This window comes from Bacillus sp. FSL W7-1346 (assembly GCF_038593335.1).
Lineage (GTDB): Bacteria > Bacillota > Bacilli > Bacillales > Bacillaceae > Bacillus > Bacillus altitudinis.
Window position 1 is genome coordinate 1,642,631 of sequence record NZ_CP151988.1, and the last position, 24,800, is coordinate 1,667,430.

General features: G+C 40.7%; 18 protein-coding genes. All 18 read left to right on the plus strand.

Going from position 1 to position 24,800, the window contains the following annotated elements; translation table 11 throughout:
- The first annotated feature begins 237 nt into the window (after positions 1–237).
- The 18 genes from NST09_RS08340 to NST09_RS08425 all read left to right on the plus strand — a co-directional run bounded on the left by NST09_RS08340 (position 238) and on the right by NST09_RS08425 (position 24,761).
- On the plus strand, positions 238–3,354 hold the full coding sequence (locus tag NST09_RS08340; RefSeq protein WP_342493503.1) for an MMPL family transporter: 3,117 nt from the start codon (positions 238–240) through the stop codon (positions 3,352–3,354).
- Between the two features lie 145 nt (positions 3,355–3,499).
- Entirely contained in the window at positions 3,500–4,780 is a 1,281-nt protein-coding gene (locus NST09_RS08345) for a pitrilysin family protein (protein ID WP_048002210.1), read from the plus strand.
- Positions 4,777–6,069 carry a pitrilysin family protein gene (locus NST09_RS08350; protein ID WP_017359055.1) on the plus strand — a complete coding sequence of 431 codons (1,293 nt, stop codon included), beginning with the start codon at positions 4,777–4,779 and terminating at the stop codon, positions 6,067–6,069. Before NST09_RS08345 ends, NST09_RS08350 begins: the two co-directional genes overlap by 4 nt.
- 151 nt (positions 6,070–6,220) lie before the next feature.
- Positions 6,221–6,697 carry a MarR family transcriptional regulator gene (locus NST09_RS08355; RefSeq protein ID WP_017359054.1) on the plus strand — a complete coding sequence of 159 codons (477 nt, stop codon included), beginning with the start codon at positions 6,221–6,223 and terminating at the stop codon, positions 6,695–6,697.
- Entirely contained in the window at positions 6,675–9,794 is a 3,120-nt protein-coding gene (locus NST09_RS08360; protein WP_342493504.1) for an MMPL family transporter, read from the plus strand. Before NST09_RS08355 ends, NST09_RS08360 begins: the two co-directional genes overlap by 23 nt.
- 29 nt (positions 9,795–9,823) lie before the next feature.
- Positions 9,824–10,552 carry an SDR family oxidoreductase gene (locus NST09_RS08365; protein ID WP_116306869.1) on the plus strand — a complete coding sequence of 243 codons (729 nt, stop codon included), beginning with the start codon at positions 9,824–9,826 and terminating at the stop codon, positions 10,550–10,552.
- 73 nt (positions 10,553–10,625) lie between these two features.
- The gene (locus NST09_RS08370; protein ID WP_008344693.1) at positions 10,626–10,883 is read left to right on the plus strand and encodes a DUF3243 domain-containing protein; all 258 of its coding nucleotides are present in this window, start codon (positions 10,626–10,628) and stop codon (positions 10,881–10,883) included.
- A 131-nt stretch (positions 10,884–11,014) separates the two neighbouring features.
- Entirely contained in the window at positions 11,015–11,806 is a 792-nt protein-coding gene (locus NST09_RS08375; protein ID WP_003211480.1) for a DUF3388 domain-containing protein, read from the plus strand.
- 23 nt (positions 11,807–11,829) lie between these two features.
- Positions 11,830–12,741 carry a helix-turn-helix domain-containing protein gene (locus NST09_RS08380; protein ID WP_019744182.1) on the plus strand — a complete coding sequence of 304 codons (912 nt, stop codon included), beginning with the start codon at positions 11,830–11,832 and terminating at the stop codon, positions 12,739–12,741.
- A gap of 73 nt (positions 12,742–12,814) precedes the next feature.
- On the plus strand, positions 12,815–13,396 hold the full coding sequence (gene pgsA / locus NST09_RS08385; protein ID WP_008344688.1) for a CDP-diacylglycerol--glycerol-3-phosphate 3-phosphatidyltransferase: 582 nt from the start codon (positions 12,815–12,817) through the stop codon (positions 13,394–13,396).
- A 16-nt stretch (positions 13,397–13,412) separates the two neighbouring features.
- Entirely contained in the window at positions 13,413–14,663 is a 1,251-nt protein-coding gene (locus tag NST09_RS08390; protein WP_116306871.1) for a competence/damage-inducible protein A, read from the plus strand.
- A 177-nt stretch (positions 14,664–14,840) separates the two neighbouring features.
- Complete coding sequence (gene recA, locus NST09_RS08395) at positions 14,841–15,884, plus strand: recombinase RecA (RefSeq protein WP_007499478.1); 1,044 nt, start codon at positions 14,841–14,843, stop codon at positions 15,882–15,884.
- Positions 15,885–16,184: 300 nt separating this feature from the next.
- Positions 16,185–17,747 (plus strand): ribonuclease Y, encoded by a 1,563-nt coding sequence (gene rny / locus NST09_RS08400; protein ID WP_113747382.1) that lies wholly within the window; start codon positions 16,185–16,187, stop codon positions 17,745–17,747.
- Between the two features lie 89 nt (positions 17,748–17,836).
- Positions 17,837–18,631 carry a TIGR00282 family metallophosphoesterase gene (locus NST09_RS08405; protein ID WP_008344680.1) on the plus strand — a complete coding sequence of 265 codons (795 nt, stop codon included), beginning with the start codon at positions 17,837–17,839 and terminating at the stop codon, positions 18,629–18,631.
- Between the two features lie 202 nt (positions 18,632–18,833).
- Complete coding sequence (spoVS, locus tag NST09_RS08410; RefSeq protein WP_003211281.1) at positions 18,834–19,094, plus strand: stage V sporulation protein SpoVS; 261 nt, start codon at positions 18,834–18,836, stop codon at positions 19,092–19,094.
- A gap of 203 nt (positions 19,095–19,297) precedes the next feature.
- Positions 19,298–22,342: an efflux RND transporter permease subunit gene (locus tag NST09_RS08415; RefSeq protein WP_025207358.1), complete on the plus strand. Its 3,045-nt coding sequence runs from the start codon at positions 19,298–19,300 to the stop codon at positions 22,340–22,342.
- A gap of 176 nt (positions 22,343–22,518) precedes the next feature.
- The gene (tdh, locus tag NST09_RS08420) at positions 22,519–23,583 is read left to right on the plus strand and encodes an L-threonine 3-dehydrogenase (RefSeq protein ID WP_025207359.1); all 1,065 of its coding nucleotides are present in this window, start codon (positions 22,519–22,521) and stop codon (positions 23,581–23,583) included.
- Positions 23,580–24,761 (plus strand): glycine C-acetyltransferase, encoded by a 1,182-nt coding sequence (locus NST09_RS08425; RefSeq protein WP_116306873.1) that lies wholly within the window; start codon positions 23,580–23,582, stop codon positions 24,759–24,761. The genes tdh and NST09_RS08425 overlap by 4 nt, the downstream gene beginning before the upstream one ends.
- Positions 24,762–24,800 lie beyond the last annotated feature (39 nt).

The window sequence follows — 24,800 nt, forward strand, 5'->3', positions numbered from 1 at the left end:
TAGTAATATCTTTTAAATTATCCCAAATAGGAGGTGTTCAAAAACATTCATTTTCTGTCTTTATTTTAAGGCAGAAATTGAGCTCGTGGCTGATGATGGATATGCGTTTCTTCAACACGAAAGGACAATTGAATAGGTCATCCTGCCATTAGCACGTTGAAGGAGACGAAGTCAGCACTTCAGACACGCTCAAAAACAGCAAATTGATTGATGAACTAGAAGGAGCTTGAAGCAGCTATGTTGCAAATAATTAAAGCAAGATGGATTGTATTAATGGTGTGGATGATAACAGCTGTGATTCTGTTTATTACTGCGCCCAATTTAGAGGAATTAACAAGAGAAAAAGGGCAGTTAAAGGTTCCAGAGGGGACACCAACAGCTGAGGCACTTCATTTATTGGATAAGCTTTCAGATCATAATGGGAAAAAAGATACTGGTGTGATTGTATTCTCCGAACAACATTTGTTCCCTGCCAAAGAGCAGGAATTAAAAAAGGCTTTAGCTGCACTCATGACACATGCCCCAGAACTCCACATTGACGGAATTACTTCGTATTTTCATGTAGAACGTGACATTCAAAAACAACTTTTATCAAAGGATAAAAGTACACTTCTTGTTCCATTCAAATTCGACCACTACGAAACAAAAGCTGTGAAGGTTAAAGAACGAATTGAGGAAGTTTTAAAGCCCTACAACGTCTCATATGAAATGACAGGTCAAAAATTTGTGGACTCAGATGTCATTAAAAGCTCTCAACAAGGTCTGAAGAAAACTGAACTTATTACGATGATTTTTATTTTCTTTATTTTAATAATTGTATTCAGATCGATACTGGCACCTGTTGTTCCGCTTATTACGATTGGCATTTCTTATGCTGTCAGCCGGTGTATTGTGGCTTTTCTCGTAGAATATACACCATTTCCTCTGTCTAATTTCACTCAGATTTTTATGGTAGCTATTATGTTCGGTATAGGAACGGATTATTGTATATTACTTTTAAGCCGTTTTAAAGAGGAGATTGGTCAGGGGCGTGATGTCAAAGAATCAATTATCATCACGTATCAATGTGCAGGGAAAACGGTCTTTTTCAGCGGCTTAGCTGTGTTAGTCGGCTTCTCAAGTATTGGTTTCGCAAAATTCCAATTGTACCAATCAGCCGTCAGCGTTGCCGTAGGCGTTGGCATTCTGCTCATTGCACTTGTCACAATCGTTCCCTTTTTTATGTCGGTTTTCGGAAAATCCCTTTTTTGGCCGTCTAAAAGAGAAAACATTCGTCATCCACAAAGTAAGATATGGGAATGGGCTGGGCGCTTTTCATTTAAAAGACCGCTCATCAGCTTAGGGGTAGTTGCACTCATCACTGTTCCTCCAATTCTGATGTATGACGGCACTCTTTCTTATAATAGTTTAAATGAGATTGGGACAAAGTATGAGTCAGTGTCTGCATTTAATACGATATCTGAGCAATTTGGCTTTGGTGAAGCGCTGCCGCTGAATGTGCTTGTCGAAAGTGACAATGAGCTCGATAATCAAGAAAAGATCGTCATGATTGAAAAACTGACCCGTAAGTTAAGTGACATTGAGGAAGTAAAAGCGGTTCGCAGTGTCACTCGCCCAGTTGGAGACGGGTTAAGTCAGCTCTACGTTACCTCTCAAGCGAAAGAGCTGGGAGGAGAGCTTGGGAAAGGTCATGAGGGCATCGGGAAAATTACAGATGGCTTGACCGAAACAAACTTAGCACTTCTCAAACAAAAACCAAAAATTGAAGAATCCGCTAAAGGGATTGATCAATTGATTGATGGGACAAAAGCCATCAAAGGCGGGATCGGAGAAGTGAGGAAATCACTCATTTCTTTAGAGGATGGTGTGAGGCGCAGTAAAGAGGGCGTAGGAACCATTCGCACTGAAATCAAACAAGCGAAAAAAGAATTAGAGCAAGAATACCGCAGAAGTGAAACCATGATTCAAGACCTTGAACGAGTCGTAAGCACACTCGAACGTCACGCAACATCAAATGAGCAACTGATGACAACGATTAAGAAAGTGAAACAATCCTATGAAAACGTATCATTTGAAGGACTTGAAAACCGGCTTCCAGAAATCAAAGATATGAATGAATATAAAGAAATCAAAAAAGTATTCAAAGACACAAAAGGAATGCTCGATCAAGCTGGAGAGCAAATGAGCGTCTATGAAGAGGAAGCATCTGCCTTTAAACAAAAGATCAAGAAAGCAGATCAAGTCATTCAAACGTTCTCAAGCAAGCAAAAAGAAATCAAACAACAAGTAAAGGCGCTGATGACAGGTCTAGATCAAATTTATGATGGTCTTGATGAAACGAATAAAGGACAAAAACAGCTCATCAAAGAAATGCCTAAAATTGAAGATGGTGCAGATCAACTGACTGATGGCCAAAAAGCCGTGAAAAAAGGGTTTAACCAGCTATCATCTAAACTCTCACTATTAACAGATGGATTAGATGAAAGTATTTCCGGACTTGAGCAAGTAAAAAGCGGCTTTACCGAGGCGGACAGCTACTTAAAACAGCTTCAGGAAGCACCAGATGAAGAAGTAACGGGCTGGTTTATACCAGAAGAAGTACTGAAACGCCATGAATTTAAGAAAATATTTAATACGTATATGTCCCCAGATCGTAAATTAACAACCTTTGAAGTGATTTTAAATGTAAATCCATACAGCAATGAAGCAATGAAAGGTGTAGCAAAAATTGAAGAAACCCTTGATCAATATTTACCTGTAAGTGGTTTGAAAAACGCCAACTACGGTGTATCTGGTATCTCCAGTTTAAATGTTGACTTAAAAGAAACGTCAGACGGTGACTTTATTAGAACGGTTATTTTCATGTTAATTGGTATCTTTATTATTTTAGTTATATTATTAAGGTCAATCGTCATGCCGATATACTTAACACTGTCACTCATATTAACGTATTTTACATCCATTGGCTTAACAGAATGGATTTTCAAAACATTCTTTGGCTACGATGGTGTCAGCTGGGCTGTTCCATTTTTCAGCTTTGTGATCCTTGTGACCCTCGGCATTGATTATTCGATCTTCCTCATGGATCGTTTTAATGAATGGAAGGGAGAGCATGTTCAAGCATCCATGATATCAGCGATGAGAAATATGGGGTCGGTCATTATTTCAGCAGTTGCTATTTTAGCGGGTACTTTTGCTGCGATGCTGCCCTCGGGTGTATTATCATTAGTTGAAATTGCAACGGTCGTACTCATTGGACTTTTATTATATGCTTTTGTTGTTCTACCACTCTTTATCCCGGTCATGGTTCGCATCTTTGGAAAATGGAATTGGTGGCCGTTTAGAATGAAATAACAACCTGCGTCTCTGCTTTTAGCAGAGGCGTTTTTATTTCCTATCCTTTCCTCTGATTGATATAATGACTATTAAATGGCTGTTTCACGTATATATCAGCTATGTTCTAATACATAATAAATAGGATGAACAAAGGAGGTTTCTCATGACGTACTTACAAGAGAAGACATTTGATACACCTGGTCTTCATACTCATATTGTCAAAACAGAAAAATTTAAAACCGTGACGATCCTTTTTAAAATGCTTGCGCCTTTATCCAAAGATGACGTCACCATGCGTTCTCTTTTCCCGCATGTGCTTTTAAGAGGAACAGAAAAAATGCCGAAAACGGGAGAGCTTCGTGCTTATTTCGACGAGCTCTATGGGGCGACCGTTTCCGCAGACATGGCGAAAAAAGGTGAAAATCACATCATTACCTTTCGTCTAGAAATGGCGAATGAAAAATATTTAAAGGATCAAACCCCTTTACTAGAAAAAGGGATTGCCTTACTTTCTGAACTATTATTCCACCCGTACGTGGAAAACGGGGTATTTCATGAATTGTACGTTGAGCAAGAAAAACGAACATTGAAACAGCGCATTCAAGCCGTTTATGATGACAAAATGCGCTATTCAAACTTAAGACTTGTGCAGGAAATGTGTAAAGGTGAGCCATATGCACTGCACGTCAATGGTGAAATGGAAGACGTCGAAGCGATTACGTCAGAAGCGCTCTTTAAAGCATACGAGCATGCACTTCAGTCAAACCAGCTGGATCTCTATGTTGTGGGAGACGTTGATGAACAAGACATCAATCGAATGGTCTCGCAATACTTTAAAACAAGTGAAAGAGAGCCGGTCAAACAAAATACCGAATCATCAAGATTACAAATAGAGCCAAAAGAAGTCATTGATGAAGAGGACGTAAAACAAGGAAAGCTAAACATTGGTTTTCGCACACATACAACGATAGCGGATAAAGATTATCCGGCGCTGCATTTGTTTAATGGCATATTCGGCGGCTTCTCGCATTCAAAGCTATTTATCAATGTGCGCGAAAAAGCAAGTCTTGCGTACTATGCTGTTTCTAGACTTGAGAGCTTTAAAGGTTTGATGATGGTCATGTCAGGAATTGAAGTCGGCAACTATCAGCAGGCAGTAGACATCATCAAAGAACAATTTGATGCCATGCAAAAAGGCGATTTTTCTGATGAAGCAATTGAACAGACAAAGGCTGTCGTCAAAAACCAGTTGCTCGAAACAATTGATACGTCTTATGGAACAGCGGAATACTTATATCAGCATGCCGTCGTGCCAACAGGGGAGAGCCTCGATTCCTTTTTAGATGCGTTAGACAGAGTGACAAAAGAGGACATCATCAAAGTGGGTCAAAAAATCGAATGGGATACGACCTATTTTCTTAAAGGAACGGAGGGTGCTTCATGACAGTGAAAACAATTCAATTCGATCAGCTGCAAGAGACGGTATATCACGAAAAAATGGACAGCGGACTAGACGTCTATGTGCTGCCAAAGCAAGGGTTTAACAAAACATATGCAACCTTCACAACAAAATATGGCTCTGTCGACAATGAATTTGTGCCGCTTGGCAAAGAAGACATGATCCGAGTGCCTGATGGAATTGCCCATTTCTTAGAGCATAAGCTGTTTGAAAAAGAAGATGGTGATGTGTTTCATACATTTAGTAAACAGGGAGCAGCCGCAAACGCATTTACGACGTTTACGAGAACGGCATACTTATTTTCAAGCACGGCCAATGTCGAACAGAATCTTGAAACACTCATTGATTTTGTGCAAGAGCCTTATTTTACTGAAAAAACGGTCGAAAAAGAAAAAGGCATCATTGGTCAAGAAATCAACATGTATGATGACAATCCAGATTGGCGTTTATTCTTTGGTCTGATCGAAAACCTCTATCAAGAGCACCCAGTGAGAATTGATATTGCTGGAACCGTTGAAAGCATTGCGCCAATTACGAAAGACCATTTATATGAATGCTACGAAACGTTCTATCACCCAAGCAATATGCTTCTTTTTGTAGTAGGTCCTGTTGATCCGGCGCAAATTTTAGACCAAGTAAGAGCGAATCAGGCAAAAAAACCATTTACCGATCAGCCGGATATTCAGCGGAAAGAGATCAATGAACCTGATCGTGTATACCGAAAAGAATACGAACTGAAAATGAATGTACAAGGCTCTAAGTGTATGTTTGGTTTGAAAACGAAAAACCCGCATAAAAAAGGAAAACAGCTCCTCAAACATGAGCTTGGCATGAATCTTATTTTAGAGACATTGTTTGGTAAAAGTTCTCTGCAATATGAGCGTATGTATGAAAAAGGCTTGATTGATGAGACATTCAGTTACGATTATACGGAAGAAGGCGGTTTTGGCTTCACTTCAGTTGGCGGAGATACAAATGACCCTGATCAACTCGCAGATGAATTAAAAGAAACGCTTCTTCAAGCAAAAAGCCTGATCACAGAAGAAAAGATTGAACTTGCTCGCAAGAAAAAAATTGGCAGCTTTTTAAAAGCGATGAACTCCCCGGAGTACATCGCCAATCAATTCACTCGATACGCATTCTTAGAAATGAGCTTATTTGATGTCGTGCCAGTACTGGAGCAAATCCAATTAACAGATATTCAGGAAATCTTAGACGAAGAAATTGATGAAGAAAGAATGTCAGTTTTCAAAGTCGTGCCGAAAGCAAAATAAATGAAAAAAAGACAAACTCAACGTATAAGAGTTTGTCTTTTTTGTGTCCAGCTAAAGAAAGCGCTTTATATGCGAAGATATTGATTGACAATTGTTTTGGGTATTAGTTAAACTCTTTAATAGTTAAACAATCAAACTAAAGGAGCAGCATATGGTACAAAATAAAATTGCCCAGCTCATCCAGAGATATGCGGACGTCTATCTCATGATGGAGAAAAAAGTATCGAGTATGATCACGGAAAAGCTCGATAAAGAACTGACACTTGATCAATATTACTCGCTTCGATACATCAATTTACACCCAGGATGTACATCAACAGACCTTGCCAACGAATGTAATGTCAACAAAAGTGCTGTGACATCCATGACCAATCGTCTTTTTAATAAAGATTATATTTATCGTGAGCATGATCAAGCTGACCGAAGAAACGTTCATCTCTATGTAACGCCCGAAGGAAAAGATGTAGTCAGCCGAATGGAAAAGCAGCTTCAGGATCTTGTTCGGTCATATTTAGAAAAATTTGATGAAAAAGAAATCGAATCATTTATTCAAACATATGAAAAGATTTATCAGATTATCATCGAAGAGGAGGCACAACATAGTAATGAGAGCAATCATAAAGGGTAGATGGCTGATCACGATCCTTTGGGTCGTACTAGCGGCTGTATTATTAATCACCGCTCCTAATATGGCGCAATTAACAAAAGAAAAAGGGCAGATTTCTGTTCCAGATGGTTATCCTTCTTCCTACGCCGATCAATTATTAAAGAACATGTCTGAAAATGGGGATACGGAAAAATCGATCGTCATTGTCTTTCAAGGAAAGGATATCGTCAAAGAAAGAGAAGCCTCTTTAAAGAAAGCGATGGAGATTTTAGAAAAGGATCAAGATCTCCATGTTGAAGACATCACTTCTTATTTTGATGCAAACAAAGATATTAAAAAACAGATGCTCTCTAAAGATCAAACAACACTTCTTGTTCCAGTTACATACGACTCGAACAAAATCAAAGCATCCGATTTTAAAGAAAGAGTCAATGAAAAGCTTAAGAGCCTGAACCTGAAATTTGAAATGACAGGGCAGCCGCTAATCGACGATGATGTCATCACAAGCTCACAAGAAGGTCTGAAAAAAACAGAATTCATTACAATTGGGTTTATTTTAATTGTTCTTGTGCTTGTCTTTAGATCCGCAGTGGCACCATTCGTTCCTTTAGTGGCCGTAGCGCTTTCCTATTTGGTCAGCCAATCCATTGTGGCTTACCTAGTAAAGTATGTTGATTTTCCGCTCTCGACCTTTACCCAAATTTTTATGGTCGCCATCATGTTTGGGATTGGAACCGACTACTGCATCCTGTTGCTAAGCCGGTTTAAAGAAGAACTATCTCACGGAAAAGATAAGATTGAGGCGATTATTACAACATATAAGACGGCAGGTAAAACCGTTTTATTCAGCGGAATTGCTGTCCTCATTGGTTTTACGTGTATCGGTTTAGCCGAATTCCAACTGTATAAATCAGCTGTAGCCGTGGCGGTTGGTGTCGCCGTGTTAATTGTGGCACTGCTCACTGTCGTTCCATTCTTTATGGCGGTTTTAGGAAAAGTGTTATTTTGGCCGATCAAAGGCGATATTGCCCACCCGCAATCGAAAATGTGGGAAACAGCTGGTCGTTTTTCATTTAAGAAACCACTTCTCAGCTTGCTAATCGTTGCAATTATTACCCTTCCAGCGATTCTCATGTATAAAGGGACACTTTCATATAACAACCTAGACGAAATCGGCAATAAATACGAATCCGTCAATGCATTTAATACGATCTCTGACAAATTTGGACCAGGTGAAGCCCTTCCAGCAACAGTTGTCGTGAAATCATCCGATCTTTTAGACAATAACGAAGGTCTGATTGCTATTGAAAAACTTAGTCGTGCGATTGAACAAACAGATGGCGTGAGTAAAGTGAGAAGTGCCACTCGTCCTGTTGGTAAAGGACTGAATGATCTGTACGTGAAATCTCAAGCCAAAGAGCTAAATAGCGGGCTTGATAAAAGTAACGAAGGGTTGAAAAAGATCCAAGATGCTCTTACAACCATGAGTAAATCCATCGAGGATCAAACACCACAAATTAAAGCGTCAGGAAAAGGCATTAACAAATTGATTACTGGAACCGAATCCGTAAAATCAGGTATTCAAAACGTCGAAAAATCGATGAGAGATCTGCAAAACGGAATTGATCAAAACAAAAAAGGTGTTTCTGAAATTAAAGAAAGAATAAAGGGTGCGAAAAAGGAATTAACAGATCAAGTCGCACAAGTAAATCAGCAAGTAGCACTGTATAAAAGCATTTCCAAAGAATTAAAATCAGCATTGGCACAAGTCGATACGTCATCCTCTGCCGCAGCGGATGTGAAAGCTTTGATCAGTCAAGCGAATAAACAGTTCAGTACACTTGAGCAGCAAATTCCGCAGGTGAAAGAAAACCAATCATATCAAGCCATCAAAGCTTCATATAACGAACTTTCTGCTACTTTGCAAGAAGGCGCTAAACAGGCAGACAGTTATGCAAAACAAGCAAAAGAAGCAAAAAAACAGCTTGAAACAGCAGATGCTTTTATCGCAAATGCCTCAGAACAACAAAAAGTGTTTACAAATCAAATTGATGAGCTGATTGCTGGCTTAGAAGCCATTGAAAACGGGCTAGATCAAACGTCTAAAGGCCAAGGAAAGTTAGCTGATAGTATGCCTAAACTTGCAAATGGAGCCGGCGACATCATTAATGGTCAAAAACAAATGAAAGAAAAAATTGGCGGCTTTGGTGACGATCTGACCAAGCTGACGGATGGTCTAAACAAAAGTGTAGACGGCCTTGAGAAAATTTCAAACGGCTTAATGGGTGCAGGAGACTACTTAGATGAACTGAAAAACGCACCAGATCAAGACATGGCCGGTTGGTTTATTCCAAAAGATGTCCTAAAAAATAAAGCATTCAAGCAAGTGTTCGATTCCTACATGTCGGATGACCGCAAAATGACAAAGATTGACGTCATTTTAGAAGACAATCCATATGGAAACGACGCCATGAAAACAATTAAACAAGTAGAAGCTTCGGTCAAACGTGCACTTCCTGAAACAAACCTAAAAGATGTTTCATTTGGCGTATCTGGTGTATCAAGTATGAACGCTGATTTAAAACAGCTGTCAGACCAAGACTTCAATAAGACGGTTCTTTACATGATGATCGGTATTTTCTTAATACTAGTGATTCTCTTCCGTTCGCTCGTGATGCCGCTTTACTTAGTTGGATCGCTGATTTTAACGTACTTTACCGCCATCGGTATAACCGAATTTATTTTCACCCATTTCTTCGGATATCCAGGCATCAACTGGGCTGTTCCATTCTTTGGCTTTGTCATCTTAATGGCGCTTGGAGTCGATTATTCAATTTTCTTAATGGAACGTTTCAATGAATACAAAACAAAAGACATCCAGTTTGCCATGACTGAATCAATGAAAAATATGGGATCTGTTATTATGTCTGCTGCCGTCATTTTGGCAGGAACATTTGCAGCGATGCTACCTTCAGGTGTATTGTCACTCTTACAAATTGCAACACTTGTTCTAACTGGACTTTTATTGTATGCACTCGTTGTGCTACCATTGTTCGTACCTGTGATGGTCAAATTGTTCGGTTCAGCCAATTGGTTCCCATTTAAACGAAAAGAATAAGGATTCCATAAAGAAAGTAGGAACAAAGTATGAGTCGTTGGGCGCTGATTACTGGTGCCAGTGGCGGAATTGGGCAGGCGGCAGCCAAAAAGCTTGCCCAAGAAGGCTGCCATCTGATGCTCCATTATCATCAAAATGAACAAGCGGCTAGTCGTCTTTCCGCTGATCTCAAAGAAACATATCAAGTAGAAACGCACGTCGTTCAAGCTGATTTAGCGAAAACAGGCGGAGCAGCAGAGCTTGTCAGCCGCCTGCCGCTTGATCCAGATATTCTTGTTTTAAATAGCGGAAAGAGTCATGTTGGTTTAGTGACAGATACTGAAAAAGAAGTTCTAGCCAGCATGGTGCAGCTTCATGTGACAAGTCCATATGAGCTTACCCAATCTATTTTGCCTGCCATGATTCAAAAAAAGTCAGGTCATATTATTTCAGTTAGCTCAATATGGGGAGAAACGGGTGCCTCGTGTGAAGTACTGTACAGTATGGTCAAGGGTGCTCAAAATGCCTTCATTAAAGGGCTTGCCAAAGAGCTTGCCCCAAGTGGAATTAGAGCAAATGCAGTCTCACCAGGTGCGGTTCAGACTGATATGATGAAATGCTTCACACAAGAAGACCTTGCGATGATGGAAGAGGAGATTCCGCTCGGCCGTCTTGCCGCACCTGAAGAGATAGCCGATGCCATTTGGTTTCTTGCCTCCAAGCAGTCAAGTTATATCACAGGTCAAATTTTATCTGTGAATGGCGGCTGGTACTGTTAAAAAACGTGTATAATTCGTCTCTCCATGACAAAAGCTATGGCTGTAATTCATCTTTTCGAATGGAGGAATCGACATGTCTGTACTTGAGAGCTGGGACCATTGGAAAAACTTTTTAGGTGACCGTTTAAATCATGCACAGGATAAAGGTTTATCAGATGATACCATCAATAACCTTGCGTATGAAATTGGCGGATACCTGGCTAATGAAGTTGAAGCAAAGAATGAGCAAGAAAGAGTACTTTCTGATCTTTGGAGCGTTGCATCAGAAGATGAGCAGCGTGCCATTGCAAACATGATGGTCAAGCTAGTTGAAAATAATAGCTCGCACTAAACAAAAAGAGAGGTCGTTTGTGCCTCTCTTTTTATTTTAAACGTTTCACAACATTGTGCTTTCTAAAAATGTGAAAATGCTTTATGATAAAGGAAGGTAAAAATTTGCCACAATGAAGGGGGTAATATCATTTGGCAAAGCTCGAATGGTATTTTGAATATGAGATACAGGTGAACCGTCCCGGACTTTTAGGAGACATTTCTTCTTTAATGGGGATGCTTTCAATTAATATTGTGACAATTAATGGTGTTGATGTATCAAGACGCGGCATGCTTCTTCGATGTGACCACACAGATCAAATTAAGCGGCTTGAATCAATTTTAAATACAATGGAAACGATAAAAGTAACGAAACTAAGACAGCCAAAACTTCGTGACCGTTTAGCTGTTCGTCATGGAAGATACATTCAGCGTGATGCGGATGACAAAAAGACGTTCCGTTTTGAAAGGGACGAGCTTGGTCTTCTTGTTGATTTTATGGCTGAATTATTTAAAAAAGAAGGACATAAATTGATTGGAATTCGCGGAATGCCGCGGGTTGGAAAAACAGAATCAATTGTTGCTTCAAGTGTATGTGCCAGTAAGAGATGGCTGTTTGTATCGTCGACTCTTTTGAAACAGACCATTCGCAGTCAGCTGATTGCAGATGAATACAGCCCAGATAACGTCTTTATTATTGATGGGATTGTGTCGACAAGAAGAGGTTCTGAAAAGCACTTGCAGCTTTTAAGAGAAATTATGAGACTGCCTGCTACAAAGGTGGTAGAGCATCCAGATATCTTTATTCAAAATTCAGAATATACAATGGATGATTTCGACTACATCATTGAATTGCGTAATAGTGCAGACGAAGAAATTACATACGAGCACGCTGAAGAACCACAAGTGTTTGATCATTCTGGTTTTTCTGGCTTCGATTTTTAATATGGTAATGGTAGGTGTTTGTTTTGACTGAATTGGGAAAACGGCTCGTTGAGGCCAGAGAGGAAAAAGGGATGTCGCTGGAGGATCTGATGGCGGCTACCAAAATCCAAAAGCGCTATTTGCTAGCAATAGAACAAGGAAACTATGATATCATTCCAGGTAAATTTTACGTCAGAGCGTTTATTAAACAATATGCCGAAGCCGTTGGACTGAATCCTGAACAATTGTTCGAAGAGTTTCGTAAAGATGTACCAAGTACGTATAACGATGAAGTGTCTGATAAATTATCAAATATTAAACCGCAAAGAGAGCTGCCAAAGCCTGCCTCAAAGGTACTGGAGCTGCTTCCGACGATTTTAATCATTGGAGGGATCCTTGTGGTGATCGCTATCATTTATGTGATCGTTCAAGCGGTTAATCATGATAGCGGACAGAAAAATAATCAGGCGGCTCCTCAGCAATCAGAATCAAAATACGAAGTGTCTGAGGATTCATCGCTGGCAAAGGATCAAAAGAAAAAGGAAAAAGCTTCGTCAGATGATCAAGAAAAATCATCTGAAAAAGACGATTCCTCAAAGGATTCATCTAAAGACGATGAAGATGTTTCTTTGAAGGCGACGAATACAGAGGGTTCTACTACAACGTATGAAGTATCAGGTGCAGAAGAGATGGAGCTAACCATTTCTGCCTCACAAGCTTCATGGCTTCGTGTGAGAGACGAATCTGGAAAAGTGCTGAAGATGGGTGAATTGAAAGATGGCGAATCGTTTAAAACAGACTTGACTGATCTTTCCCAAGTCGATATCCGCTTAGGAAATGCATCGGGAATCGATATTAAAGTCAATGACGAAACGCTGAAGTACGAATTAGACCCTAAAAACACCATGACACAAAACATTGTGATTGTGAATAAAGGAAAGGAAAAGTCATCTTAAGCAAGTAGATGACTTTTCTTTTGTTCCTACTATTATATACATAAAAAAATGCTTTATTGGAGGATTGGAATTCATGTTTAACTTACCGAATAAAATTACTCTTTCTAGGATCGCCTTGATTCCTGTGTTTATGTTGATTATGCTTGCTCCATTAGATTGGGGTGTTGCGCGCTTTGGTGACGTCAGTATCGAAGTCACTCACCTTGTTGGAGCGATCCTGTTTATTGTCGCTTCGACAACCGACTGGATTGATGGTTACTATGCACGTAAGCTCAATTTAGTCACAAACTTTGGTAAATTTTTAGATCCGCTTGCAGATAAATTGCTTGTTTCAGCGGCTTTAATTATACTTGTTCAATACAACCTCACACCGGCATGGATGGCAATTGTGATCATTAGCCGAGAATTTGCTGTAACAGGCCTAAGGCTTGTCTTAGCTGGAGGCGGTGAAGTGGTCGCAGCCAATATGCTTGGAAAAGTGAAGACGTGGGCGCAAATCATTGCGATTTCGGCACTTCTTTTGCATAACCTGCCGTTTGAACTTGTATCATTCCCATTTGGTGATCTTGCCATGTGGGTAGCGGTGTTCTTCACTGTTGTCTCAGGCTGGGATTACTTTGCGAAAAACTGGGAAGCCTTAAAGAATTCTAACTAAAAAGGACGTGTACGCTTTGAAGTCAGAGAGAAAAGCAGAAATTATTGCAGTCGGTTCCGAACTTTTGCTAGGGCAAATTACGAATACGAATGCACAATTCATCAGCAAACAACTAGCTGAAATTGGTGTGAATGTTTATTACCACACAGCAGTTGGTGACAATCCAGAGCGTTTAAAAAGGGCCATTCAAGTGGCACAGGAAAGATCGAATTTTATTATCTTCTCAGGGGGTCTTGGACCAACGAAAGATGATTTAACAAAAGAAACCATTGCAAATACGCTCGGTAAAGAGCTTGTGCTAAATGAAGAAGCATTTGAGTCTATTCAAGAGTACTTCCGTAAAACCGGACGTGATATGTCGCCGAACAACCGTAAACAGGCGCTCGTTCTAGAGGGATCTGATGTGCTCGTAAACCGTTTCGGAATGGCACCTGGTATGTTTATACAAGAGGGAGATACGTTTTACATTCTGCTCCCTGGACCGCCAAGTGAATTGCACCCGATGTTTGAAAACGAAGCGAAGCCGCTTATTTCTGAAAAACTCGGCCTAAAGGAAAAAATCGTGTCTGTTGTCTTGCGTTTCTTTGGCATCGGTGAATCTCAACTGGAAACAGATCTTGAAGATTTAATTGATGCACAGACCAATCCAACGATTGCACCGCTTGCAGCTGACGGGGAAGTGACGCTAAGGCTGACAGCCAAGCATGAGGATGAAAAAGAAACAGAGCGTCTGTTAAAAGAAACAGAAGCACAAATTTTAGAACGGGTCGGCGAGTACTTCTACGGATATGGTGATACATCTCTTGCCTTTGAAGCTTCAAAGGCCTTGCATGAACACGGGAAAACAGTAGCAGCGGCTGAAAGCCTGACTGGTGGTATGTTTTCAGAGTGGCTGACAGATCTCGAAGGGGCATCATCCATTTTAAACGGCAGTGTGGTTTGTTACACAAATCAAGTCAAGCAGCAAGTGCTGGGCTGCCGTGAAGAAACATTGTCTTCTCATGGTGCTGTCAGCAAAGAGTGTGCTTTAGAGCTCGCAGAAGGCGTTAGAAAACTGACGGGAAGCGATATCGGTATTAGCTTTACAGGTGTGGCAGGTCCTGAACCACACGAAGGACAGCCGGTTGGAAAAGTATTTATCGGGCTATCGACAAAAGATCAGACAGACGTGTTTGAATGGATGTTTACTGGCAGTCGATCAGGCATTCGCAAGCGTGCTGTGAAATATGGTTTGCACCACCTTCTCAAATTATTAAAAGAAAGTTAATTTTGTTTTTTATGAGGTTTACTCCTTTATAAAAGAGCGTTTTTTCTAATAGAAACAGCTCTTTTCTTAAATAATCTGCCAAGAAAAAATCGAATATGTGTTCGTTTTTTTCTTGGCAAATGACGTAAAACAAGGTATAGTATAGATAGTGGAATTGATAAAGGAGGAAACAATAGAATGAGTGATCGTCAAGCAGCCTTAGATATGGCTCTTAAACAAATAGAAAAACAGTTTGGTAAAGGCTCTATTATGAAACTAGGAGAGCAAACAGATACACGTATTTCAACAGTACCTAGTGGTTCGTTAGCACTTGATACTGCGCTTGGAATAGGTGGATACCCTCGCGGCCGTATTATTGAAGTATATGGTCCAGAGAGTTCTGGTAAAACGACAGTAGCACTTCATGCGATTGCTGAGGTTCAGCAGCAGGGAGGACAAGCTGCATTTATCGATGCGGAGCATGCGCTAGATCCAGTTTACGCTCAAAAATTAGGTGTCAACATTGATGAGTTGTTACTTTCTCAGCCGGATACAGGAGAACAAGCACTTGAAATTGCAGAAGCACTTGTTCGTAGTGGTGCAGTTGATATTGTTGTCATTGACTCAGTAGCTGCTCTTGTACCAAAAGCAGAGATCGAAGGAGACATGGGAGATTCACACGTTGGTCTTCAAGCACGTTTGATGTCTCAAGCACTTCGTAAACTATCTGGTGCTATCAACAAATCAAAAACAATTGCGATCTTTATTAACCAAATTCGTGAAAAAGTAGGGGTTATGTTTGGTAATCCTGAAACAACGCCTGGTGGACGTGCACTTAAGTTCTATTCATCTGTTCGTTTAGAAGTACGCCGTGCTGAACAGTTGAAACAAGGGAACGACATCATGGGGAACAAAACGAGAATTAAAGTTGTGAAAAACAAAGTGGCACCGCCATTCCGTATTGCCGAAGTAGACATTATGTACGGTGAAGGTATCTCGAAAGAGGGAGAAATCATCGACCTTGGAAGCGAACTAGATATCGTACAAAAGAGCGGGGCTTGGTATTCTTATCAAGAGGAACGTCTTGGACAAGGACGTGAAAATGCGAAGCAATTCCTAAAAGAGAATAAAGACATTCTACTTATGATTCAAGAGCAGATCAGGGAGCACTACGGTTTGGATACAAACGGAGTGAAATCAACTGACGAAGAAGGACAAGAAGAATTGGAATTGAATGACTAAAAAGACGCTGAAAAGCGTCTTTTTTTTACAATTACATAACAGCTAGCGGGTCAAAAGTTCTGTCTTTGCTTGAAATAACGACTTACGCCTCAGTCTGACTAGCTTGACAAGTATTTCCGACACAATTACAATGGGAATGTATCACTTGTTTTTCTTAACATGATTGATAACTAATTTAAACTTGACAAGGGCAGTGAGGATCTCATTCCCTGTGAAGGCCCTGTATGTTGAGACACAAAACAATGTACATGCCGACACTTTATTTGTAAAACCAAGTTCATAGCAAGAGGAGGTGAAAATATGTCGCCTACGATGTTTACGATCATCTCCATTTTGCTGAGCCTAATCTGTTTAGTTGTTGGCTACTTTGTTCGTAAAATCATTGCAGAAGCAAAAATATCCGGCGCAAGAAACATGGCCGAACAAATTGTTGAGGATGCAAAGCGTGATGCGGAAGCATTGAAGAAAGAAGCGCTCTTAGAAGCGAAAGATGAAATTCATTCGTTTCGTGTAGAGGCGGAGCAAGAAGTTCGTGAAAGACGTAATGAGCTTCAAAGACAAGAAAACCGTTTACTTCAAAAAGAGGAAAACCTTGATCGCAAGGACGAGACTTTAGATAAACGGGAGTCCCTGTTGGAGAAGAGAGATCATTCTCTGAATGAACGACAACAACATATTGAAGAGATGGAAAGCAAAGTGGATGATATGATTCGTTTGCAGAAAGCTGAGTTGGAGCGTATTTCTAGTCTAACTCGAGATGAAGCGAAACAAATCATTCTGGATCAAGTTGAAAATGAGCTTTCCCACGACATTGCAGTCATGACGAAAGAATCTGAAAACCGGGCGAAAGAAGAGGCTGATAAAAAAGCGAAAAACATTCTTTCACTTGCGTTACAGCGTTGTGCAGCTGATCATGTAGCTGAAACAACGGTATCTGTAGTCAATCTTCCAAATGATGAGATGAAAGGTCGTATTATCGGACGTGAAGGACGAAATATCCGTACGTTAGAAACGTTAACAGGTATTGACCTGATCATTGATGATACACCTGAAGCTGTCATCTTATCGGGCTTTGATCCGATAAGACGTGAAACAGCGAGGATAGCTCTGGACAAGCTAGTCCAGGATGGACGTATTCATCCTGCACGAATTGAAGAAATGGTGGAAAAATCACGCCGTGAAGTCGATGATTATATCCGCGAGATGGGTGAGCAAACGACATTTGAAGTCGGAGTTCACGGTTTGCATCCGGATCTCATCAAAATTCTCGGTCGCTTAAAATTCCGTACAAGTTATGGACAAAATGTCCTGAAGCATTCAATTGAGGTTGCACATCTTGCAGGTCTCATGGCTTCAGAGCTTGGAGAAGATGCAAAGCTTGCAAAACGAGCAGGTCTTCTGCATGACATTGGAAAAGCCATTGATCATGAAGTAGAAGGAAGCCACGTGGAAATTGGCGTTGAGCTTGCGACGAAATATAAAGAGCATCCTGTTGTCATCAACAGTATTGCATCTCACCATGGTGACCAAGAACCGACATCTATTATCGCTGTTCTTGTTGCGGCAGCCGATGCATTATCTGCAGCACGCCCTGGTGCAAGAAGTGAGACGCTTGAAAATTACATTCGGAGACTTGAGAAATTAGAAGACATCTCTGAATCTTATGAAGGTGTTGAAAAATCGTTTGCGATACAAGCTGGACGTGAAGTGCGTATTATGGTGAAGCCAGATTCAATTAATGATCTTGAAGCTCACCGTCTAGCAAGGGATATTCGTAAGCGGATTGAGGACGAGCTCGATTACCCTGGTCACATTAAAGTGACAGTTATTCGAGAAACTCGCGCAGTAGAGTATGCAAAATAGAGCGGTGCGCTTAGCGCCGCTTTATTTTTTTGTGTAAATATGCAACACTGATAAGAAGATCATTTTATAAGAGAAAGGGTTCAAAACGTATGAAAATATTATTTGTTGGAGATATCGTTGGTTCACCTGGCAGAGATACACTGAAAGAATACTTGCCAAAGCTAAAGAAAAAATATCAGCCGCACTTTACGATTGTCAATGGAGAAAATGCGGCTCATGGGAAAGGCCTTACTGAAAAAATCTATCACGAGCTGCTTCAAGCTGGGGCTGATGTGCTCACGATGGGGAACCATACATGGGATAAAAGAGACATTTTCGATTTCATCGATGATGCACCCCATATTGTTCGTCCGGCAAACTTCCCGCAAGGTACACCAGGGAAAGGGCTCACTTTTATTAAAAAACAAGGTAAAGAACTAGCTGTCATCAACTTGCAAGGCCGCACATTTTTACCTCCGATTGACTGCCCATTTCAAAAAGTAGATGAGCTTATAGCAGAAGCTTCAAAACGTACACCGTTTATTTTTATTGATTTTCATGGTGAAGCCACAAGTGAAAAGCAAGCAATGGGTTGGTATACAGATGGCCGTGCATCATGTGTCGTTGGAACACATACACATGTTCAAACAGCAGATAACCGTGTCTTGCCAAAAGGAACTGCTTATATTTCGGATGTTGGCATGACTGGTCCTTATGACGGTATTTTAGGTGTTGATCGGGAAACGATTATTAAACGATTTAAAACGAGCCTCCCTGTCCGTTTTGAAATTGCAGAAGGCCGCACGACATTAAGTGCAGTGATCGTAGAAATTGACGAATCGTCGAAAAAAGCTGTCAAAATTGATCGAATTTTGATAAATGATGACCATATTTTCTTTGAATAAATATTCACATATTTATTTCAGAAAAATATTAATCAGAAAGAAGGAATATGCGCCCTCTATCGTGAATATAGTAAAAATGGTAGGTAGCCTGCTATTTTTGAAAAACATTTTGGGGATGGATTTTCAAAAAAATAGCAACATCTAACAAAGATTGTTCTAATGAACACTCACTTATCCATTGTAAATTTAAGGGGGAGCAAAAATGGAAATTTTAAAAGTTTCAGCAAAGTCAAATCCAAATTCAGTAGCAGGAGCATTAGCCGGCGTTTTACGTGAACGCGGTGCAGCGGAAATACAGGCTATCGGCGCTGGAGCACTGAATCAGGCGGTCAAGGCTGTCGCCATTGCAAGGGGATTTGTTGCGCCTAGCGGAGTGGATTTGATATGCATTCCAGCCTTTACTGACATTCTTATCGATGGAGAAGAAAGAACAGCAATCAAACTGATTGTTGAACCACGATAATTCTAATTTTATTATTTTCAACCTGCTTACATCATGTAAGCAGGTTGTTTTTGTTTACCGCTATACATTTCTTATATAACATATTTCTTTCACAAAATAGATAGAAAATGACATATTAGAGCTTGCATTTTTTCACCATGATGATAAATTAAGATTAAGTTGAAAATACTTCATCAAAAATAAATATTTAAGTAGGTGAAATAATGATCGAAGCTTTTTTAAAAAGAGGAAAGCTTGTTTTTATTTTATTTTTTATCGTTCTCATTGCTGGAGGTTATTTGTTTACACAGCTTCCTAAACGAGAACTGCCAGAGTTTCAAGCGAATATTGTAACCATTTCGACTGTTTTTCCTGGTGCAGATGCAAAACAGGTAGAAAGTGATGTCACCAATAAGCTTGAGTCGGCCATTTCTGATATCAATGGTGTAGAGAAGACAAGCTCTGTTTCTGCTATTGGTTTCTCAAATATTGTGCTTGAAATTGATGATCAAGCCGATTTTCAAAAGGTGGCAAGTCAAATCAAGAGTGAAACCACAAATGCCGCCTCTTCTTTTCCAGATGGTGTGATGGAGCCAGATGTAAAGGATGAGTTTGGCAACGTGCCAGTTGGTTCTTATATGATTGTAGCAAGTAACTCATCTGATTTAGCAAAAAGTCAGGAATCGCTGCGTGCGTTAAAAGAAAAAGTGGAGGACATCAAAGGTGTTGATGGAGTCGTCATCAAAGGGTTCAATGACAAACAAGCCATATTGAACTTGGATTCAAGTAAACTGGAGGATAACGGGTTAAACGTGACCGATGTCACAAATGCCATCAATCAAGAATTTGACACATCCCCTCTAGGTGACGTCCAGGCAGATGGAGAAAAGGTCAAGCTGTCCATTGATGCCTATGATCGTTTAGATCAAATCAAAAAGATTGAGATCTTCTCAAAAACGAGCCGAGAGCCTGTTACAATCGGTCAGTTTGGTCGTTTAAAAGAAGTAGAAAAAGAGAAAAGTGATATCGTTTCATATAATGGAAAGCCAGCCTATTCATTTACAGTCAATATCAAGCCAGGACTGGATATTCCTAATATGTATGACAAAGTCAGTGCGGTCATTGAAAAAGAGAAAGAGCTGCCAAATGGTGTGGATTGGATAGACTACTATTCACAAAAAAGTGAAGTAGATGCTATTTTTAACGATTTAATCAAAGAAGCGATCGTGGCCGTCATCGCCGTCATTGTCGTCACCACACTTGGTCTAACCATTGGTGGTGCGTTTATCGTTTCACTTGCGATTCCGCTATCCATAACGATCGGAACCATCCCGCTGCCGTTTTTACAAGTGGACCTTAATCAAATTTCAATTATTGGCTTTATCATTGCGCTAGGGATACTTGTAGATGACGCCATTGTCGTCAACGATAATATTTTAAGGCAGATGAAAAAATACGAAAGTCCGCTTAAAGGAACAATTGCAGGTGTAAAAGAAGTGGCTGGATCTATTTTAACGTCAACACTGGCTGTTGTCTTTGCCTTCTTGCCGCTTGTTTTCCTTTCTGGTGCGAACGGTTCATTTATTCGAGCGTTACCGTCTGTTCTAGTCACAACTGTACTTGCGTCAATGGTCATTTCATTGACACTTGTGCCAGTGTATCAATATACAGCAAATCGAAAAAGAAAGAACAAGAAGATTCAAAAAGAACCGGGCTTTTTAGGCAAACCATTAAAAAGATTAGCCGATTTTTATGCAGATCGAGTACTGACAAACATCGTGAAGCGACCACTTCTCATTGGATTAAGTGGTTTGCTCGTTGCCACACTTGCCTTTTTGCTTATTTTCGCCACACCATTTGAGTTTTTCCCTGCGGCGAATAAGAAAGAAGTGGTTGTCACTGTGACACTTCCAAGTGAAACAACCTTAGATAAAACGAATGACACATTAGAGAAAATAGAACAAGAGATCAAACAGCAAAAAGGCATTGAAGAGACGGCCATTTTTGCAGGCGGCGGTGTGCCGAACTTGTTTAATGAAAGTATCTCAAACGCAAGTGATCATACGGGTCAGGTTGTTGTCAGAGTAGACAATGAGCAGATGACAAGCAAGGCATTGATCGATCGTATGACAGAGCCATTGCGAAAGAAATTTAAAGATGCTGATATCTTTATGAAAACCATTGTTCAAGGACCACCAACGGGAGCGCCTGTGACCGTCACTGTTGCAGGAGAACAATTTTCAAAACTCGTTGATGTGAAAGAGAAGCTCACAAAAGAAATGAAAGAAAGCGGAGCGAGCCTGATCACAGACGATGTCAATCAGCCGGTGAAAACCATCTCATTTGAATTAAATCGTGACCGAATGGCAGAGGATGGGCTCACTGCTCAGTTTGTCAGCAGACAGCTTGGCCTTGTTACAGAAGGAATTCCATTAGGCACATTTAAACAAGGAACAGATGACATCGACCTCGTAGTGAAACAAGACATGAGCACACATCAAAACGGACTGAAGCTAAAAGACATCAAGGTGCCTGTGAGTGCAAATGAGGGTGGCATGCCTCAACTTGAGCCGCTTAGCCGATACGTAAAAGAAAAAGAAACAGAGCAATTTGAAAGCATTCCGCATGAAAACGGGATGCCAACGATCACGTTAAAGGCATATCCTGGTACATCAGATACGTTTAAAGACGATATGACGGAAGTCGTAAATGAAGTTGGGAAAAGCGATGCGGCGAACAATTTGACCATTTCTCAGGGCGGAGAAAATGAAGATCAAACTCAATTCTTTATTGAAATTAGTCTCTTATTTGGGGTAGTCCTTCTGCTCATTTATGTGACCATCGCTTTCCAGTTCAATTCACTCATGCTGCCGCTTTTAGTTCTTGGAACGGTTTACTTAGCGATATCCGGAGCCATTATTGGACTATTTGTCACTCAAACGCCGTTTAGCTTTATGGCCACAATGGGGATTGTCTCATTGGCAGGTATTGTTGTCCGAAATGCGGTCGTTTTGTTTGAATTTATTGAACAGCGGCGCAAGCAAGGTCTCGGTCAACAGGCAGCTGTGATTGAAGCGGGGAGAGCAAGGATTAGACCTATTTTGCTGACAGCATTTACAGCACTTGTCGCTCTTATGCCCGTTGCTTTAAGTAATGACCCACTCTTTAAGCCGCTAGCGATCTGCATCGTATCAGGTGTCTTTTTCTCAACGATTCTGACACTACTGATTGTGCCGGCTTTATATGTAGCCGTTTCAAAAAAACGCTGACAACTTAAAAGCAAATCTCCTTTTATTCGGAGATTTGCTTTTTTTTTAGAAAAATATCTAAAAAAATATGTGGAGTGTTCATTTGTCTTCTCCTGAAAGACATCGGTATTTACGTCTAAAATAAGACATGATAAGATCGGATTGGGAGAAGTTTTTTAACAAAGGGGTTGTACGTCATGTGTGGAACGATGAAAGCGATTGTTAAAAAAGAAAGCGCTTACGGAGCGGCGATGATGGAAATGCCGTTTCCAGAAATAAGTGATCATGAAGTGCTTATCCAGGTAAAGGCTACATCGATATGCGGAACGGATGTGCATATTTATAATTGGGATGATTGGGCGAAGGGGAGAGTCAAAGCACCGTACATTTTTGGTCATGAATTCACAGGGGAAGTTGTCAAAAGGGGGAACCAAGTCTCACGAGCAAAAGTAGGGGACTTTGTATCGGCTGAGACGCATATTGTCTGTAATCAGTGTTATATGTGTTTAACGGGTCAGCAGCATTTATGCAGCGAAACGAAAATTTTAGGGGTCGACATTGATGGCTGTTTTGCTGAATATGTCAAAGTACCAGAACAAAATGTGTGGCATAATCCAGCTCAAATGCCAGTGGAACTTGCATCTATTCAAGAACCGCTTGGAAATGCTGTTCATACAGTTCTGCATACACCTGTTTCAGGAAAGTCAGTGGCGGTTTTTGGCTGTGGGCCCATTGGTTTAATGGCGATTGCGGTTGCAAAAGCCTCCGGGGCTGTCCAAGTGTTCGCTGTTGATAAAAATGAATACAGACTGGATCTTGCCCGTAAAATGGGTGCAGATCATATCGTGGATATCGGAAAAGATGATCCTGTTGCCATGATCAAGCAGCTCACGCGGATGGAAGGGGCAGACGTGATGTGTGAGATGTCAGGACATCCCGTTGCGATTAATCAAGCACTCGAAGCTTGTGCAAATGGAGGGAAAGTGAATATACTAAGTTTGCCAGAGCGGCCGGTAACCATTGACATTACGAATCAAATTGTTTTTAGGGGATTAACCGTGCAAGGGATCACGGGGAGAAAAATGTTTGAGACGTGGCGTCAAGTATCTGAACTTTTAAGAACGAATACCATTGATGTACAGCCGGTTGTCACCCATACGCTGCCATTTGAAGATTTTGAAAAGGGATTTGAACTCATGAGAAATGGTACGTGCGGGAAGGTCGTACTGATCATGCCATCATATCAAAGGGGGACGAAATGATGAAAGAATTTACGTATTTACAAGATGAATTGGGCACAATGAAGCAGCAAGGCACCCATCAAACACTGAAAGAAATCGATTCCAAACAATCATCCACGGTGACATTAAATGAACAATCCGTCATACAACTCTCTTCAAATAACTACTTAGGTCTCACCTCACATCCAAGGCTGATGAAAGCGGCAAAAGAGGCGATTGATGAATTCGGTGCTGGAACAGGATCTGTACGAACCATTGCTGGAACGATGACAATGCATGAACGGCTTGAAAAAAAGCTCGCAGCTTTTAAAAAGACAGAGGCAGCCCTCGTATTCCAATCAGGCTTTACGACCAACCAAGGGGTCTTATCCAGTATTCTCACAAAAGATGATATTGTCATTTCAGATGAGCTGAACCATGCCTCAATCATCGATGGGATTCGCTTAACAAAGGCAGATAAAAAAGTATATGCTCATTCTAATATGGAAGAGCTTGAGAAAATATTAAAGAAATCGATGAATTACCGCGTCCGTCTTATCGTGACAGATGGTGTGTTCTCAATGGATGGAGATATTGCACCGCTTCCTGAGATTGTAAGACTTGCAGAAGCATATGATGCCTTTGTGATGGTAGACGATGCCCATGCGTCTGGAGTACTTGGTGAAAATGGCCGCGGAACAGTGAATCATTTTCAACTTGACGGCAGAGTGCATATTCAGGTTGGCACACTTAGTAAGGCAGTTGGTGTGCTAGGCGGTTACGTCGCTGGTTCTGCCGTTTTAATCGACTATTTAAAGCATAAAGCAAGACCGTTTTTATTCAGCACCTCACATCCGCCGGCTGTCACAAGAGCCTGTGAAGAAGCCATTGAAGTGTTGTTAGACGAACCGGAGCGCATTGAAACACTTTGGGAGAACGCGGCCTATTTTAAAGAAAAAGTCATCGGTCTTGGATTTGAGGTGGCACCAACAGAAACGCCTATTATTCCGATGATGATTGGAGACGAGGCACTCACTTTCCGTTTTTCAAAAGCATTAATCGAGCGCGGCGTTTTCGCTCAAGGCATTGCTTTTCCAACTGTAGCGAAAGGAAAAGCGAGAATTAGAGCCATCATCACAGCAGAGCACACAAAAGAAGAGCTTGACCGTGCACTGACAATCATCGAAGAAGAAGCAAAAAAACTGAATATACTTGATTGAGAGAGCTGAGGCTCTCTTTTCTTTTGCGCTAATCTTTCC